This window comes from Komagataeibacter intermedius TF2 (assembly GCF_000964425.1).
Taxonomy (GTDB): domain Bacteria; phylum Pseudomonadota; class Alphaproteobacteria; order Acetobacterales; family Acetobacteraceae; genus Komagataeibacter; species Komagataeibacter intermedius.
The window spans coordinates 27,534-42,328 of the sequence record NZ_BANF01000008.1 but is presented as its reverse complement, the minus strand read 5'-3'; the positions used below and the strand labels follow the sequence as shown (position 1 = coordinate 42,328).

15 protein-coding genes, 1 tRNA gene and 1 riboswitch are annotated in these 14,795 nt (G+C 61.3%); of the genes, 6 read left to right on the top strand and 10 right to left on the bottom strand.

The features are described from left to right. The first annotated feature begins 33 nt into the window (after positions 1-33). The 3 genes from dld to B7449_RS01260 all read left to right on the top strand — a co-directional run bounded on the left by dld (position 34) and on the right by B7449_RS01260 (position 4,297). Positions 34-1,767, top strand: a complete 1,734-nt coding sequence (gene dld, locus B7449_RS01270; protein WP_082084715.1) for a D-lactate dehydrogenase — start codon at positions 34-36, stop codon at positions 1,765-1,767. 138 nt (positions 1,768-1,905) lie between these two features. Next, positions 1,906-3,600 (top strand): alpha-keto acid decarboxylase family protein, encoded by a 1,695-nt coding sequence (locus B7449_RS01265; RefSeq protein ID WP_039736366.1) that lies wholly within the window; start codon positions 1,906-1,908, stop codon positions 3,598-3,600. Positions 3,601-3,853: 253 nt separating this feature from the next. After that, positions 3,854-4,297 (top strand): NUDIX hydrolase, encoded by a 444-nt coding sequence (locus B7449_RS01260; protein WP_039736364.1) that lies wholly within the window; start codon positions 3,854-3,856, stop codon positions 4,295-4,297. Positions 4,298-4,354: 57 nt separating this feature from the next. On the opposite strand, the gene B7449_RS01255 is transcribed toward B7449_RS01260, so the two are convergent. From B7449_RS01255 to B7449_RS01245, 3 genes are all read right to left on the bottom strand, one after another. Continuing rightward, on the bottom strand, positions 4,355-4,540 hold the full coding sequence (locus tag B7449_RS01255) for a hypothetical protein (RefSeq protein WP_039736363.1): 186 nt from the start codon (positions 4,538-4,540) through the stop codon (positions 4,355-4,357). 279 nt (positions 4,541-4,819) lie between these two features. Further along, positions 4,820-5,803 (bottom strand): phosphotransferase enzyme family protein, encoded by a 984-nt coding sequence (locus B7449_RS01250; protein ID WP_039736362.1) that lies wholly within the window; start codon positions 5,801-5,803, stop codon positions 4,820-4,822. Between the two features lie 45 nt (positions 5,804-5,848). Further along, positions 5,849-7,327, bottom strand: a complete 1,479-nt coding sequence (locus B7449_RS01245; RefSeq protein WP_048883133.1) for a carbohydrate porin — start codon at positions 7,325-7,327, stop codon at positions 5,849-5,851. A gap of 259 nt (positions 7,328-7,586) precedes the next feature. Here B7449_RS01245 and moaB point away from each other — a divergent pair, with 259 nt between their 5' ends. Continuing rightward, complete coding sequence (gene moaB, locus B7449_RS01240; protein WP_039736360.1) at positions 7,587-8,141, top strand: molybdenum cofactor biosynthesis protein B; 555 nt, start codon at positions 7,587-7,589, stop codon at positions 8,139-8,141. A 27-nt stretch (positions 8,142-8,168) separates the two neighbouring features. Continuing rightward, positions 8,169-8,744, top strand: coding sequence for a DJ-1/PfpI family protein (locus tag B7449_RS01235; RefSeq protein WP_039736359.1), 576 nt, complete (start codon positions 8,169-8,171; stop codon positions 8,742-8,744). A 96-nt stretch (positions 8,745-8,840) separates the two neighbouring features. On the opposite strand, the gene folE is transcribed toward B7449_RS01235, so the two are convergent. The 3 genes from folE to metZ form a co-directional block, all read right to left on the bottom strand. Further along, entirely contained in the window at positions 8,841-9,446 is a 606-nt protein-coding gene (gene folE, locus B7449_RS01230) for a GTP cyclohydrolase I FolE (protein WP_010515171.1), read from the bottom strand. 57 nt (positions 9,447-9,503) lie between these two features. Beyond that, complete coding sequence (gene apaG, locus B7449_RS01225; protein WP_010515170.1) at positions 9,504-9,914, bottom strand: Co2+/Mg2+ efflux protein ApaG; 411 nt, start codon at positions 9,912-9,914, stop codon at positions 9,504-9,506. A gap of 84 nt (positions 9,915-9,998) precedes the next feature. Next, a complete protein-coding gene (gene metZ / locus B7449_RS01220; protein WP_039736358.1) occupies positions 9,999-11,201 on the bottom strand; it encodes an O-succinylhomoserine sulfhydrylase in 1,203 nt (400 codons plus the stop codon). A gap of 131 nt (positions 11,202-11,332) precedes the next feature. After that, positions 11,333-11,413, bottom strand: a riboswitch (SAM riboswitch). Between the two features lie 116 nt (positions 11,414-11,529). Here metZ and B7449_RS01215 point away from each other — a divergent pair. Beyond that, positions 11,530-11,603 (top strand) — tRNA-Gly (locus tag B7449_RS01215). A gap of 82 nt (positions 11,604-11,685) precedes the next feature. Here the strand turns inward: B7449_RS01215 and B7449_RS01210 are convergent. The 4 genes from B7449_RS01210 to B7449_RS01195 form a co-directional block, all read right to left on the bottom strand. Then, positions 11,686-12,177: a hypothetical protein gene (locus B7449_RS01210; RefSeq protein ID WP_235721332.1), complete on the bottom strand. Its 492-nt coding sequence runs from the start codon at positions 12,175-12,177 to the stop codon at positions 11,686-11,688. Between the two features lie 157 nt (positions 12,178-12,334). After that, positions 12,335-13,018 carry a PqiC family protein gene (locus B7449_RS01205; protein WP_039736357.1) on the bottom strand — a complete coding sequence of 228 codons (684 nt, stop codon included), beginning with the start codon at positions 13,016-13,018 and terminating at the stop codon, positions 12,335-12,337. Next, entirely contained in the window at positions 13,015-13,980 is a 966-nt protein-coding gene (locus B7449_RS01200) for an MlaD family protein (RefSeq protein ID WP_048883132.1), read from the bottom strand. The genes B7449_RS01205 and B7449_RS01200 overlap by 4 nt, the downstream gene beginning before the upstream one ends. Beyond that, complete coding sequence (locus tag B7449_RS01195; RefSeq protein WP_039736356.1) at positions 13,980-14,792, bottom strand: ABC transporter ATP-binding protein; 813 nt, start codon at positions 14,790-14,792, stop codon at positions 13,980-13,982. The genes B7449_RS01200 and B7449_RS01195 overlap by 1 nt, the downstream gene beginning before the upstream one ends. Positions 14,793-14,795 lie beyond the last annotated feature (3 nt).

Sequence of the window (14,795 nt, the reverse complement as noted above, 5' to 3'; positions counted from 1 at the left end):
CAGGTTCCGGAATGGGATTGAGGAACAAATAAAATGCTGAAAGCGGCACAGGACATGTCATCTACTGCGGGCGCACAACTGGTTACGGAACTTCAGCAGATCGTAGGCCACCACCATGTGCTGACCGAGGACGGGGCGACGCTGCCCTACCGTCGCGGGTTCCGTTTTGGTGAGGGACGTGCCCTTGCGGTGGTCATGCCCGGCTCGCTGGTGGAACAGTGGCGTGTGCTGCAGGCCTGTGTGAAGGCAGGCGTGATCGTGATCATGCAGGCAGCCAATACCGGCCTGACCGGCGGGTCCACGCCCGATGGCAATACCTATGACCGCGACGTGGTGATCGTGCACGGCATGCGCATGCGCACGATCCACCTGATCGGGGAAGGCAGGCAGGTCGTCTGCCTGCCCGGCGCCACGCTGGACCAGCTGGAAAACATGCTCAGGCCCATCGGGCGCGAACCCCATTCGGTCATCGGGTCGTCGTGCATTGGCGCGTCGGTATTCGGCGGTGTCAGCAACAATTCCGGTGGTGCGCTGGTACGCCGTGGCCCGGCCTATACCGACATGGCGCTGTTTGCGCAGGTATCGGACAGGGGCGAACTGCAGCTGGTCAACCATCTGGGCATCGAACTGGGCGGCGACCCCGAGGAGATCCTGAAGCGTGTGGAGGAAGGCAACTTCCCCGAAGCCAGCATCAGCTGGAACGCAGGCCGCGGGCATGATGATGACTATGCCCGCCATGTGCGCGACGTGAATGCTGACACGCCCGCCCGCTATAATGCGGACCTGCGCCGCCTGCACGAAGGGGCTGGCTGTGCGGGCAAGCTGGGCCTGTTCGCCGTTCGCCTTGATACGTTCGAGGCCGAAAAGGATCCCGTTGTCTTCTATATCGGCACCAACCAGACTGATGTGCTGGAAGACGTGCGCCGCCACATCCTGTCGTCCTTTGCCGAACTGCCGATCGCGGGCGAATACCTGCATCGGGACGCGTTCAATATTGCCGAAAAATACGGCAAGGACACGTTTGTCATCATCCGCATGATCGGTACGAAGCGCCTGCCAGCCATGTTCGCGATGAAAAACGCGTTTGATCGTCTGGCCGACAGGATCGGCTTTCTGCCCAGGCATTTCAGTGACCGGTTCATGCAGTTCATGAGCCATTTCTTCCCGCAGCACCTGCCTGCGCGCATGCGTGATTACCGTGACCGGTTCGAGCACCACCTGATGCTCAAGGTCAGTGCATCCGGCGCGCAGGAAGCGCGGGATTTCCTGAAAAGCCATTTTGCGACGCATGAGGGCGCGTTCTTCGAATGTACCCCCGATGAGGGCGCGAAGGCCTTCCTGCACCGCTTCGCCGCCGCCGGGGCCGCCGTGCGGTACCGTAACGTCCATACGGATACGACCGAAAACATCGTGGCGCTGGACGTGGCCCTGCGCCGGAACGATCAGGACTGGTTCGAGGTGCTGCCCAGGGACATTGATGACGAGATCATCGTCAAGCTGTACTATGGGCATTTCCTGTGCCACGTGATGCATCAGGATTACGTGGTCCGCAAAGGGTATGACTGCATGGCGCTGGAACACCGTATGCTGCCGCTGCTGGACCGGCGCGGGGCGCGGTACCCGGCGGAACATAATTTCGGGCACCTGTATGCAGCGCCCGATGACGTGCTGGCCCATTACCGCCAGCTTGATCCATGCAACTGTTTCAATCCGGGCATTGGCCAGGCCACCAAGCGCCGGAACTGGGTTGCCGAAAGTGTAGGTTGAGCGCCCGCCGCGCACGGCGGCGGCCCTGCTGTCCTTTCGGCATGATGGCCCGGCTGCGGGCCATCCATGTGGCTCCCCCCGTATGGGGAAAGGGCGCGGTATTCCGCGCCCCCACACAAGGGAAGGAAAGTCGAAATAATGACGTATACAGTTGGCCATTACCTTGGTGAACGCCTGGCGCAGATCGGGCTGAAAGATCATTTCGCGGTTGCGGGCGACTACAATCTCGTCCTGCTTGACCAGCTTCTTGAAATCGACGGCCTGCGGCAGGTCTACTGCTGTAATGAACTGAACTGTGGTTTCAGTGCCGAAGGCTACGCCCGCGCGAACGGCGCCGGGGCTGCTGTCGTCACCTTCAGCGTGGGCGCGCTGTCCGCGCTGAACGCCATTGGCGGCGCATATGCCGAAAACCTGCCGGTCATCCTGATTTCAGGCGCGCCCAACTCCAACGATCATGGCAGCGGGCATATCCTGCACCATACCATTGGCACGCCGGATTATTCCTATCAGCTTGAAATCGCCAGACGCCTGACCTGTGCGGCGGTGTCGATCACCTCGGCCGAGGACGCGCCGGTGCTGATCGACCATGCCATCCGCACCGCGCTGCGTGAAAAGAAGCCGGCCTATATTGAAATCGCGTGTAACGTGGCCCCGATGCCATGCCCGCGTCCCGGTCCGGTTGGCGCGATTATGGCCGATGCGCCGTCCGACCCGGAAACGCTGAAGCTGGCGATTGACGAACTGGCCAGCTTCATTGCCGCGCGCAGGAAGCCGATCATGCTGGTGGGCAGCCGCCTGCGTGCCGCAGGCTGCGAGGATGCCGCCATTCGCCTGGCTGACGCGCTGGGCTGCGCCGTGACCTCCATGGCCGCCGCCAAGAGCTTCTTCCCCGAGGATCATCCCGCCTATGCCGGGACCTACTGGGGCGATGTCAGCAGCCCCGGTGCGCAGCAGATATTTGACTGGGCGGATGGCGTGCTGTGCCTGACCCCGGTGTTCAACGATTATTCGACCGTTGGCTGGACCGCATGGCCCAGGGGCGACAACGTGGCGCTGATGGATGCGCGGCATATCGCAGCTGGTGGCAGGGCATTTGATGGCGTGCACCTGCGTGACGTGATCGAGGGCCTGATCGACCGGCTGAAGGGGCAGCCGAAGAAGGATGCGACGCTGGTTGAATACCGCCGTATCAAAACCCCCGAGGCCCCGGTGGCCGCAGCAGAGCCGAATGCCCCGCTGGTGCGTGCTGAAATGGCCCGTCAGATTCAGGGCCTGCTGACATCCGATACATCTGTCATCGCCGAGACCGGGGATTCCTGGTTCAACGCCATACAGATGAAACTGCCGCGTGGCGCACGCGTGGAACTGGAAATGCAGTGGGGTCATATCGGCTGGTCCGTTCCCGCCACCTTCGGTTACGCCGTGGCGGCACCGGAACGCCGGATCATCGCCATGATCGGCGATGGCTCCTTCCAGCTGACGGCGCAGGAAGTCGCCCAGATGGTGCGGCTGAAGCTGCCGGTGATTATCTTCCTGGTCAACAACCGGGGTTACACCATCGAAGTCCAGATTCATGATGGTCCTTACAACAACATCAAGAATTGGGATTATGCGGGCCTGATGAACGTGTTCAACGCGGAAGATGGCCACGGCAAGGGCTTCCGCGCCACGACTGGCGCCGAGATGGAAAAGGCCATTGCCGCGGCGGTCGCGAACACGGAAGGTCCGACGCTGATCGAATGCGTGATTGATCGTGATGATTGCACCAGCGACCTGATTTCATGGGGGCGTCGCGTTGCAACCGCCAATGCCCGGCCGCCGGCCGCGCGCTGATCGCGAATGGCGGGATAATTCCGTACTGCAAAAGGATTGGGGGTGCCTTCGGGCATCCCCTTGTCGTATGGGGACGTATTTTCCGGGGACTGTTTTTTACAGTCCGCAGATCAGCAGGATGTTTTTGGTGAAGCGTTTTTCAAGAAGCGTCGGAAAACGTCGCCTTTCCGGGAAAAGGCAGCTCCCGGAAACTTTTATTTTTTACCAGCGGGCTGTGTCCTAACGGGGTCTTGAACGGAAAAGAGGTCGGACGATGACGGCGATAACCAGCCCACGCGTGGGATGTGGCGCGGCGATTATGGACGGGGGTGGCCGTATCCTGCTGTTGCGGCGCCTGAAGCAGCCGGAGGCCGGATGCTGGGGCCTGCCGGGTGGCAAGGTGGACCCATACGAGACCACTGCCCATGCAGCCGAGCGTGAAATCAGGGAAGAACTGGGCATCATCATACAGGCCCGTGATCTGCTGTGCCTTGTGGAGCAGATGGATGCCAGGGCCGGGTATCACTGGCTTTCGCCGGTGTATCTGGTCACGTCATGGCAGGGTATGCCGACCCTTATGGAACCGGACAAGCATGAGGGACCATGCTGGTATGCCCTCGACGGCCTGCCTGCGGATCTGACCGAACCGACCCGTCATGCATTGGCTGCCCTGCGGATGCGATCTGAACGGTCACAGGAAAATAATGTCAAAGTTTGATTTTTATCGTGGCCCGGATGATGGACCTGCGGTCAACTGACCCCACGGTGCGGGTGATCAGGCGTTTTCGGTCGGGGTATTGAGCGTGCGGGCATAATCACGCAGGGCACGACGGTGGCGGGAATAGATCATCCGCGTGGTCTGGGACCGGGTCGGGATTTCCTCGGGCGTTACGGGCAGGCCAACGGCGACGACGGAGGAAGCTGCCGGGGACGAGGCGATCGTGTCAACTGCAGGGGTCATTGCTGTTTTTCCGTTATGTGCCAAGGACGGGACGGGCTCCGGTGAATCGGGTTGTTAACCGAACGACACATTACCTAACGTTCATACATGTCAGGAATGAGGCATAAAAGACATAGTGCGCCGGAAATCTGATTCTTAAGGTCACATTTATTTGATCTCATGCAACCCTCGCATCATGCGGTTTTCGCCTCGAAAACTTTCTGAAAAGTAATGTGGGCGGTTTCATCACAAAGATGAATTAAAAAAATATCTAATTATGCGGTCCCGTACCGGTGGCGATCAGCCGATATGACGCAGTAGACGGCCCTGCATCCACGCCTGGCACAATCCCAGCGTGCGATCGGACCAGTCGGGACCAAGACTGCGGACCTGCTGCGTGTCATGATGCGTGCCGGTCCATGCCAGAAGCTGGATGCGGCGCTGGATGACAAGGGCGGGCAGGATGTCGAGGTCGGCCTGCGTGATGGTGCCGGTCGTGGCATAGCCCCGCAGCCAGTGGTCAACCCAGCGGGGCACATGCGGGTGGTCTTCATGGAAGCTCAGGGCGGCTGCAAGATCCTGCATGAACCAGCTTATGCCGCAGTCATCAAAATCGATTACGCGCGTATGCGTGCCGCTGACCAGCAGGTTGGCCAGCCGCAGGTCGGCATGGATCAGCCCGAATCGATGGGGGGAGGTGCCATAATCCGCCAGTTGTGCATCAACCTGCCGCAGGCAGTGCGCGATCAGGTCACGGGCGGCCCCGGTCGTGCCGGGCACCCTGTCCCATTGCCCCCACAGGGCATGGGGGCCGGTCATGGTGTCGGGCACCCATGCCTTGCGGACAAACCCGTCCGGGCGTGTCCAGCCGCGGCTGTGGTCATGCAGGCGGGCGGTGATGCGGCCCAGTCGGGCAAAGGCGGCAGGATCAATGTCCGGGGTGGGTTCGCAGCCGTCCATCCAGACAAACATGACGGCATGGCGGGTCACGCCATCATTGCCCGGCAGCGTGCGCAGGCACTGGCCATCATGACCGGGAACGGGCAGGGGAACGTCCACCCCCGACGCATGCAGGGCGTCAAGCCACGCCAGTTCGCTGCGGATCTCCGGTGCTGTATGATAGCCGGGCCGGTGCAGGCGCAGCGCATAGCGTGGGCCCCCGGCCGTATCGACACGGAAAATAACGTTTTCTGAAATGGATACCAGCGTTGGCCGGGCATCCCGCAGGGGATAGCCAGACAGCGCCGCATGGGCCTGTTGGTAAAGGAAGGAGGGATCGGTCATGATCCGCCTCCCATACCGTGTGGACGCCCGTTGATGAAGGGGATGTTACAGGATGCAGTTGAACTGCAGGCCCATCACCGCCGCATCGTGGTAGGTGGTGGTGCCACCGGGGCGGTTGATATACTGGAAATCGGGCTGGAAGCTCATGCCGCGTGCGGTGTGGATGTTGTAGAAGACTTCGTACACATCCTCATGCGTCTGGATGCCCCATGCCTTGCCCCACTGGTTGGACAGGAACGGCGTGCCCGCCAGAACCGAGGATTCCTGCTGCAGGACGGATGCGCGGCTCATCTCGAAATAATGGAACATGGCGCCAACGGTATCGAGCGGATGCCCCCATGCCGCACCCGTTTCCACCATGCCGGCCCAGGCATGGTATTTCATCGCCGAGACCTTGCCCGATGTGTACATGAAGCCCGCCAGCGCGATCAGGCCGTTGGTCGGGCCCGCGCCATTGCGGATGAACATCTGGTCGGCCTGGAACCACGCGGTGCTGACACCGGACTGCTTGCGGAACGGCTGTCCTGTCAGAACGGCGGAGTTGCCGTTGATGTCCTGATACAGGTCGCTGTACTGCGAATTGTCGTAGCCATAACCCGCCTTGTAATGACCGGCGAGGTGATGGCGGCCGAATTCCGGCAGCCAGCCGAATTCCACCGGGGTCGAGAACTTGCCCAGGCCGCTCTGTGCCCATGACCATCCCGAAATGCCGCCGTTATAGGAATGCGGCGATACGGCGAACATGCTGGCCATGATGTAGGTATCGACCGTGGGCATGACGCGCATGACCACGCCAAGGTTGCCCGACGGCCAGTCACGGCCACCCGGCACGTATTTGCCCGGCGCGGGGTTACCGCAGATCGACACGTTCATGAAGTCACAGAACAGCGGGGATGCGGCAAAGAAGCTGCCAACGGGAATCCAGCCCGCGCTGATATCCAGCCGGTTATGGAACAGTGACTGTTCGGCATACATGTAGACCAGATGGGCGACCACGTTACCACGCGCGCCATAGATCTGCTGCACGCCGGCAAGGGAATCGTGAATGTAATCCGTGCTGTCGTTACGGCCATGACCGTTCACGATCATGGTATGTGTCCAGAAATTCTTCGGTGCGCCCGCCAGCTTGTGCCAGTCGATATCGACCTCCACGCCGACCTGCCCGGCATCGGTTACGCCCTGCTTGGCGCCCCCGCGGAAGTTGCCTGCCAGTTCCTCATGCACGTCGGCTTCAATATGGACGCCATGTTTCAGCAGGAAGGGCTGAAGCCCGGCCCAGTCCCCGAAAAAATGCTGGTTTCCGTATGGTGCGCTGAAAAATGACCCAGGATCGTTCACGGGAACATTGCGTCGTGAATTGACGTTCAGACTGGGCTGCGCACCTATGACGCCCTGACCTTCTCCGGGAATGGCCTGTGCCGATGCGGTTTCACTCAGGGTGAAAAGCGCAAGAAGAAGCAGGGATAGCGGTATAAAAAATCGGGAGAATGTTCTGATCATTCGCGCATCGATAACATATTTCATGCCGAATATAAACCTTGGGAAGGGAATTATGTAAAAACTAATATTTTGTAAAATAACGGTAAAGGGATTTTTTTGTTATATCAATAGATTCATATAGAGTGTTGTTATTCCTTGGTGTGTTTTTTTTGTGCAATGCACAAATACATCAGAATTTTGTGTTTATTCTCACATATTACTCATTTTTCCTGTCGTGGGGGTTCCGGCATGTGCCCCGCAATGCCCGTTGACGCCACGACGCGGGAGTGGTGAACATGGCCGCATGTCGCGACTTGATATGAAAAGAACCTTCCTGCCTGTCCGCATCGCCGTGCTGACGGTGTCCGATACCCGCACGCCGGAAACGGACCGATCCGGCGACATACTGGCCGCCCGCATTGCCGCGGCGGGCCATGTGGTGGCCACCCGCGCCATCGTGCCCGATGACGTGGACCGTCTGGCCGCCACACTGGCGGGCTGGATTGCGGATACGCAGGTGGATGTCATTATTTCAACAGGCGGTACCGGGGTAACGGGCCGCGATGTCACGCCGGAAGCCTTCGATAAAGTGATCGAAAAACGGATCGAAGGCTTCGGGGAACTGTTCCGCATGCTGTCGTACCAGAAAATCGGGACATCCACGATCCAGTCCCGTGCGCTGGCCGGGGTGGCGAATGGCACCTACCTGTTCGCGTTGCCCGGATCATCCGGCGCGGTGAAGGACGGGTGGGACGACATACTGGTCTGGCAGCTCGACAGCCGTCATGTGCCCTGCAATTTTGTTGAACTCATGCCCCGGCTGCGTGAACACCTGTCCCCGGATGACCACCACGACTGACCGGATATAACGGGAAGGATGCGGATAATGAGTGCACCAAGGCTTCTGCTGCTGGCTGGTGACTATGTCGAGGATTACGAGGTCATGGTGCCCTGCCAGGCGCTGGCCATGCTGGGCTATCGCGTTGATGCGGTCTGCCCCGGCCGTAAGGCAGGCGAGCATGTCCTGACGGCAATCCATGATTTTGAAGGTGCGCAGACCTACAGCGAAAAGCCGGGCCACCGTTTCGTGCTGAACGCGACCTTCGACGAAATCAGTCACGCGGATTACGCGGGCCTTGTCCTGCCCGGTGGGCGCGCGCCGGAATACCTGCGGCTGGATGCGCGGGTCATCGAACTGGTCCGTGCCTTTGCTGACCGGCCCATCGCCGCGATCTGCCATGCGGGCCAGCTTCTGGCGGCTGCACGCATCATTTCGGGGCGGACGGTTTCAGCCTATCCCGCCTGCCGCCCTGATGTGGAACTGGCCGGTGGCATATATGCTGATATTGCGCTCGATGCAGCCGTGACGGATGGCAGGCTGGTCACGGCGCCGGCATGGCCCGCCCACCCGGCATGGCTGGCGCAGTTCATTGCCGTGCTGGGGGCAAAAGTCAGTCTGTAACGTCGCGCGATCAGTAAAGACGTTTTCTGGTGAGGCTTTTTGCAAAAAGCTTCAGGGAAATGCCGCCTTTTTCAAAAAAAGGCGGCATTTATACCCTCAGATACCGCTGCTGTTCATGGCCGGGCGGTTGAGGATCGACAGGAATTCGCGCCGCGTGTCCGAATTGGTGCGGAAGGTGCCCAGCATGCGGCTGGTCACCATTGATACGCCGGGACGGTGCACGCCGCGCGTGGTCATGCACTGGTGCGATGCCTCGATCACCACCGCCACGCCATAGGGCTGCAGTTCTTCGTTGATGGTATTGGCGATCTGGGCCGTCAGGCGTTCCTGGATCTGGAAACGTCGGGCATAGGCATCCACCACGCGGGCCAGCTTGGAAATGCCCACCACCCGTTTGCGCGGCAGGTAGGCCACGTGGGCCACGCCAATGATGGGCACCATGTGGTGTTCGCAATGGCTTTCCACGCGGATATCGCGCAGCAGCACCATTTCGTCATAATCATCGACTTCGGAAAAGGTGCGGCGCAGCAGGTCGACCGGGTCTTCGGCGTAGCCGCAGAAAAATTCGTCATATGACTTGATGACGCGCTGGGGCGTGTCACGCAGCCCCTCACGGTCGGGATCTTCGCCCGCCCAGCGCAGCAGGGTACGGACGGCCTCCTCTGCTTCCTGGCGGGTGGGATGGGAATCGATGGGGGTCATTGCTGTTGGTTCTTGTTGCATGGGCCTGTCCGGCAGGGACAGGCCGCAGGGGGACACTTAATGAAGGATGGCCGGATGGTGCGGGCTGTCCAGGCTGAAGACGGGAATGCTGACATCAAAGTGCTGTCGGCTCGCGGGACGGATCATGTGGTACATTCCCCCCATGAAGCCGGTTGGCGTTTCAAGGGCGGCCCCGGACATGTATTCGAAACTGGCGGCGGCGTCGATCAGGGGCTGCTCCCCCACCACGCCGTCGCCTTCCACGCGGTCGATCCGTCCCTGCCCATCCACGATGCGCCAGCTCCGGCGCAGCAGCTGTATCTGCTCGGTCCCGTGGTTTTCGATACGGATCCGGTATGCCCATACGTAACGGTGTTCGTCCGGCTCCGACTGGTCATCCAGCCAGAAGGTCTGGACAACCACGCGTACATTGTCGGTCGTCTCCTCGAAACAGGGGGTATTGTCCATTGTCTCGCCCAGCGGGGACTCCGCTCCTTCCCCACCGGGGGGAGGGAAAGGCCTGTTCTTGCTCATGGAGGGGATGCTCCTTGTTTACCGGTTGCCCAGCGCCGCAATGCCGCGCTTGAGGTCGTCAATCAGGTCGTCGGCATCTTCCAGCCCGACGGAAAAGCGGATCGCCCCGTCGGTAATGCCAAGGCGGGCGCGTTCTTCGGGCGCCAGCTTCATGTGGGTGGTGGTGGCCGGATGCGTGACAAGCGAGCGCGCATCGCCAAGGTTGTTGGAAATCGAGATCAGGCGCAGCGCGTTCATGAAGGCGAATGCCCCGTCCTTGCCCCCCTCGACTTCAAACGCCACCAGCGTGGACCCGGCGGACATCTGCTTTTTCGCCAGTTCATACTGCGGGTGGTCCTTGCGGCCGGGGTAGGACACACGCACGATGCCGGGCGCATCCGCAAGGAAATCGGCTACCTTCGCGGCATTGCGCGTCATGGCGTCCACACGCAGGCCCAGCGTTTCGATGCTTTTCAGCATGACCCATGCATTGAAGGGTGACAGGCTGTTGCCGGTGTTGCGGGTAAACGGGCGCAGGACTTCGTCAATCCACTTGGCGTTGCCCAGCACCGCGCCACCCAGCACGCGGCCCTGTCCGTCGATATGCTTGGTGCATGAATACACCACCACGTCGGCGCCCAGTTCCAGCGGCTTCTGGTACAGCGGGGTGGCGAAGACATTATCCACCACAACCGTCGCACCGGCCCTGTGCGCCAGATCGCAGATCATGCGGATGTCCAGCACGTCCAGCATCGGGTTGGACGGGCTTTCCAGCAGCACGGCGCGGGTTGGCGTCGACAGTGCTTCCTTCCACGCCGCCATGTCGCCGCCATCGACGAATATGGTTTCCACGCCATAGCGCGGCAGCAGTTCGGCCACGATCCAGTGGCATGACCCGAACAGCGCGCGTGACGCCACGACCCGGTCACCCGCGCGCACCTGCGCCAGCAGGGCGGAAGACACGGCCCCCATGCCCGTCGCCGTCAGGACGCAGGCTTCCGCCCCTTCCAGGTCACACAGGCGGCGTTCGAGGTTGGATGTGGTCGGGTTGCCAAAACGCGAATACTGGTAGTGCGAGACATCGCCCGTAAAGGTGCCTTCGGCCTGTTCCGCGCTGTCATAGACAAAGCCGGAGGTCAGGAACATCGCCTCACTGGTTTCGCCATATGGCGTGCGCTCAAGGCCCGCGTTGATCAGGCGCGTGGCGGGGCGGAAGGACTTGGGATCAGGCTGGTCAGTCATGGCTGGTGGCTATTCCTGTGAACGGGGATGGGCGTGAATACGGGCAGAGATGTCAGCGCCGGGGCAGTTCCGGCAGCCCATTCCCCCAAAAAGGCGGTTCACGACCGTGGAAACCATGATGCCCGCGCCCTGTCGGGCGGGATCAGGCCTCTTTAGCGCGTATGTTTTACCTCGCCGCAAGCCGGCCGTATCAAATCACGAGGGTCCGGTGGAAACTGTCCCCGGACATCACTGCTTATTGCGGATCAGGGCAGGGTGCGTCAACTGCCGCCCGTAATGTGGGGGTGATTGCATCCGCACGGCTTGTGCAGTATAGAGGGGCCACAACGCGGGTGTAGTTCAATGGTAGAACGGCAGCTTCCCAAGCTGCATACGAGGGTTCGATTCCCTTCACCCGCTCCATCTTTCCCATAAAACCATATATCCGGCAGGCCTGACCTGCGGTCGTTCCATCATGCAATGGTGGCCGGTAGCCAGCCTGTTGTCATGGGGCAGGTTCAGGGGCCGCCTGCGTGTCGGTATAGGTCGTGCCGTTCCAGATCCAGCGATCGGTGTCATCAACCAGCAGGTCATGCATGTTGCCGTGCACCTGCGGGGTAATGGTGATCGGTCCGCTGACGGAATCCAGCACCAGGGTCCATTTGCGCCCGTCAGGCAGGTACACGGACGTGGAACACCCTGCCGAGCCACACAGGCTGGCGGACTGTAGCTGCACAAACAGCGCCATGCGACGCGGGTTGTCCGACAGCAGGCCTGATCCGGTCAGCAGGACAGGCTGTTCACGCTGGTTCGCGGCATCATGCAGATCCTGCGTCACCAGCCTGCGCGCCTGCCGGTCCAGTTCCGTGCCGGGATGCTGCGCCAGAATGACCGGCCCGCCTTCCGCCCATGCCATGCCCGCGCCGGACAACAACACGGCGGCAGGCAGGCAGATCAGACATGCGGCCCGGCGAAGGGACGGAAAAAGAGGGGGCATGACGACACTCCGGCAGGTTGGACAGGATTGCGCACCCAATGCCGTGCATGCCGAAAGGTTCCCCCATTCATGGCGGCAGGGCGGGGCAGGTGGCCTGTTTCACCCCACAGCCTAACCAGAGCGGGACAGGACTGGCCACCCCTGTCGTGCCGGATGCTCAGCCCTTGCTGTGACGGTGGAAGGTCATGGCGGTCTGCGGTGTCGTGCCGGTCGTGCTGGGCCAGCTTGCCTCGATCCGGTCGCTCAGCTCATTCAGCAGGCTTTCCGTCACTTTGGCGATGTTGGCGTTGCTGGCCGTATTGCCATCCATGACGATGGTGGTGCGGTTACGCAGGATGGACGCGCGCGTGTCCTGCGGGATGATGGCCCAGTCCGCGTTCAGCGCGGACTTGCCATCACGGCTGACATCAAGACGGCTGATATTGAGCTGCAGCCGCCATGTCGGGCGGTCAGGCTGGCTCTGGTCGGTTACGAACAGGTTCGGCCATTTCTGCGCCAGCCGCGCCGTGATCAGGTCGGTCGCCCCTACGGACAGGCGGCTGGCCCAGCGGCCCAGACCGCTGCGTTCGATTTCATGGCCATTGCGGACCATGATGTCCTGGCTGTCCAGATAGTCGGGCATGCGCGCGCGCTCGACCTCGATGACAGGCGTGCTGTCCGTGATGGGAATGGTGGAACTGCCTTCCGCGCCCACGGCCACGGCAGGCGCGCCAAGGGTATAGAAGCGGACCGGGGCCGAGGAACAGGCCGACAGCACAACCGCCGACAGCAGCAATCCGCCACCTGCCCGCAGGGCCGGATACAAACGGGAAAGGGAGACAGCGGGCTGGCGCGTTTTCATTTATTGCGTCCCATCAGCAGAAGTTGCGGATTACTTTCGACTTCATTGGCGAATCCGCGCAGCCCATAGCCTGCTTCCATGATATCACGCATCGTATCGTCCAGATTGAGCCTGTCACGTGATTGCGGATCGGTCAGCGTACGCAGGCTGGCAAGTGTCTCATGCGCCTGTGTCATGGTCTGGTGCGTAGTGGCGATCAGCGTCAGCAGTTCCGCCCGCCGCGCGGCAAACTGCTGGCTGTTGGTGGCGATCAGCCGGTCCAGCTTGTTGATGGTGATGCTGGCGCGGTTTTCCACATCCGTAATGACTGTGCGGATATGGGTGACCGCCGCGTCGCTATGCGCCGATGTTTCGCGGATGCTGGTGATCATGCCCGGCAGGTCGCGGTTCATGTCGGCCGCCAGCCTGCGGATGCTGGCCATTGCAGTCTGCAGGTCATGGTGCAGCTGCTGGACGGAGGTGGACACCAGCGTGGTTTCCAGCTGCTGCAGCGCCGTCTGCCCCATCGGGATTTCCGTCAGCGTCGTGTCCACCAGCCCCGGGTGCAGCCGCGCCGGGGTTTTGGGGTCTAGGTCGAGGTCAAGTTCGGTCTGCCCGGTGACAAGGCTGTGCAGCGTCATTTCCGCCCGCAGGCCATTGGCGATCAGTTCGGGCAGCGGCGGCAGGTCGCTGCGTCCGGGTGCATGGCTGGGATCGAACAGGATATAGACCGGCATGTAGGTGTGATGGTCCGCCGGATCGACCTTGACCGTAATGCGTTCGACAGCCCCCACCGGCACGCCCCGGAAATTGACGGGGGAGCCAATATCCAGCCCGTTGGTCGGGCTTTCGAAAATGACCATTGCCTCGCTGGTACGGCCGGGAAGGGGCAGCGCCCCCTTCACGCCCAGTATGATGAGCGCAGCGGCCGCAACCCCCAGCACGGCTGATCCGATCAGCGTTTGCCTGCCGGCCATCGGCATTACCCGTTTCCGGCGGAGCCGGAACTGTCCAGCTGTTCACGGTGCATGAAGGCATGGACCATCGGGTCGGTGCAGTGATCACGCAGCCATGTGGGGGAGCCGTGGGCAATGGCCGTCTTCTGCTCGGCATCAAGGAAGATGCCGTCATCGGCGATGTGGAACAGGCTGGACAGTTCATGGCTGACGATGATGATCGTCGCCCCCAGCCCGTCGCGCAGGTTCAGGATCAGCTCATCCAGCCGGGCGGACGTAATCGGGTCCAGCCCGGCGGAGGGTTCATCGAAAAACAGGATATCGGGGTCCAGTGACATGGCGCGCGCCAGGCCTGCGCGCTTGCGCATGCCGCCACTCAGTTCGGACGGATACTGGTCGATGGCATGCAGCATGCCCACCAGCCCCAGCTTGAGTTCCACAAGCTGGCGGATCACATCGGGTTCCAGTTTGGTGAACATCTGCATGGGCAGGGCGACGTTCTCGCCCACGGTCATGGAGCTCCACAGCGCGCCACTTTGGAACAGAACGCCGAAACGCCGGCCGATCCGCACGCGGCTGGCATCATCGCCGGCCCAGTAATTGTCCTTTTCCACCAGATAGGTGCCGTGCGTGGGACGCAGCAGGCCGATCATGCTTTTCAGCAGGGTGCTCTTGCCACAGCCTGACCCGCCCATGACGGCAAAGATGCTGCCCCGCTTCACGCGGAAGGATACGTCGTGCTGGATCACCTTGCTGCCGAACGCCAGCGTCACGTCATCGACCGAAATCATCACCGGGCGGTCATCGGTGGAGGGCATCTGGGTATTGGTCTCATTCATGGC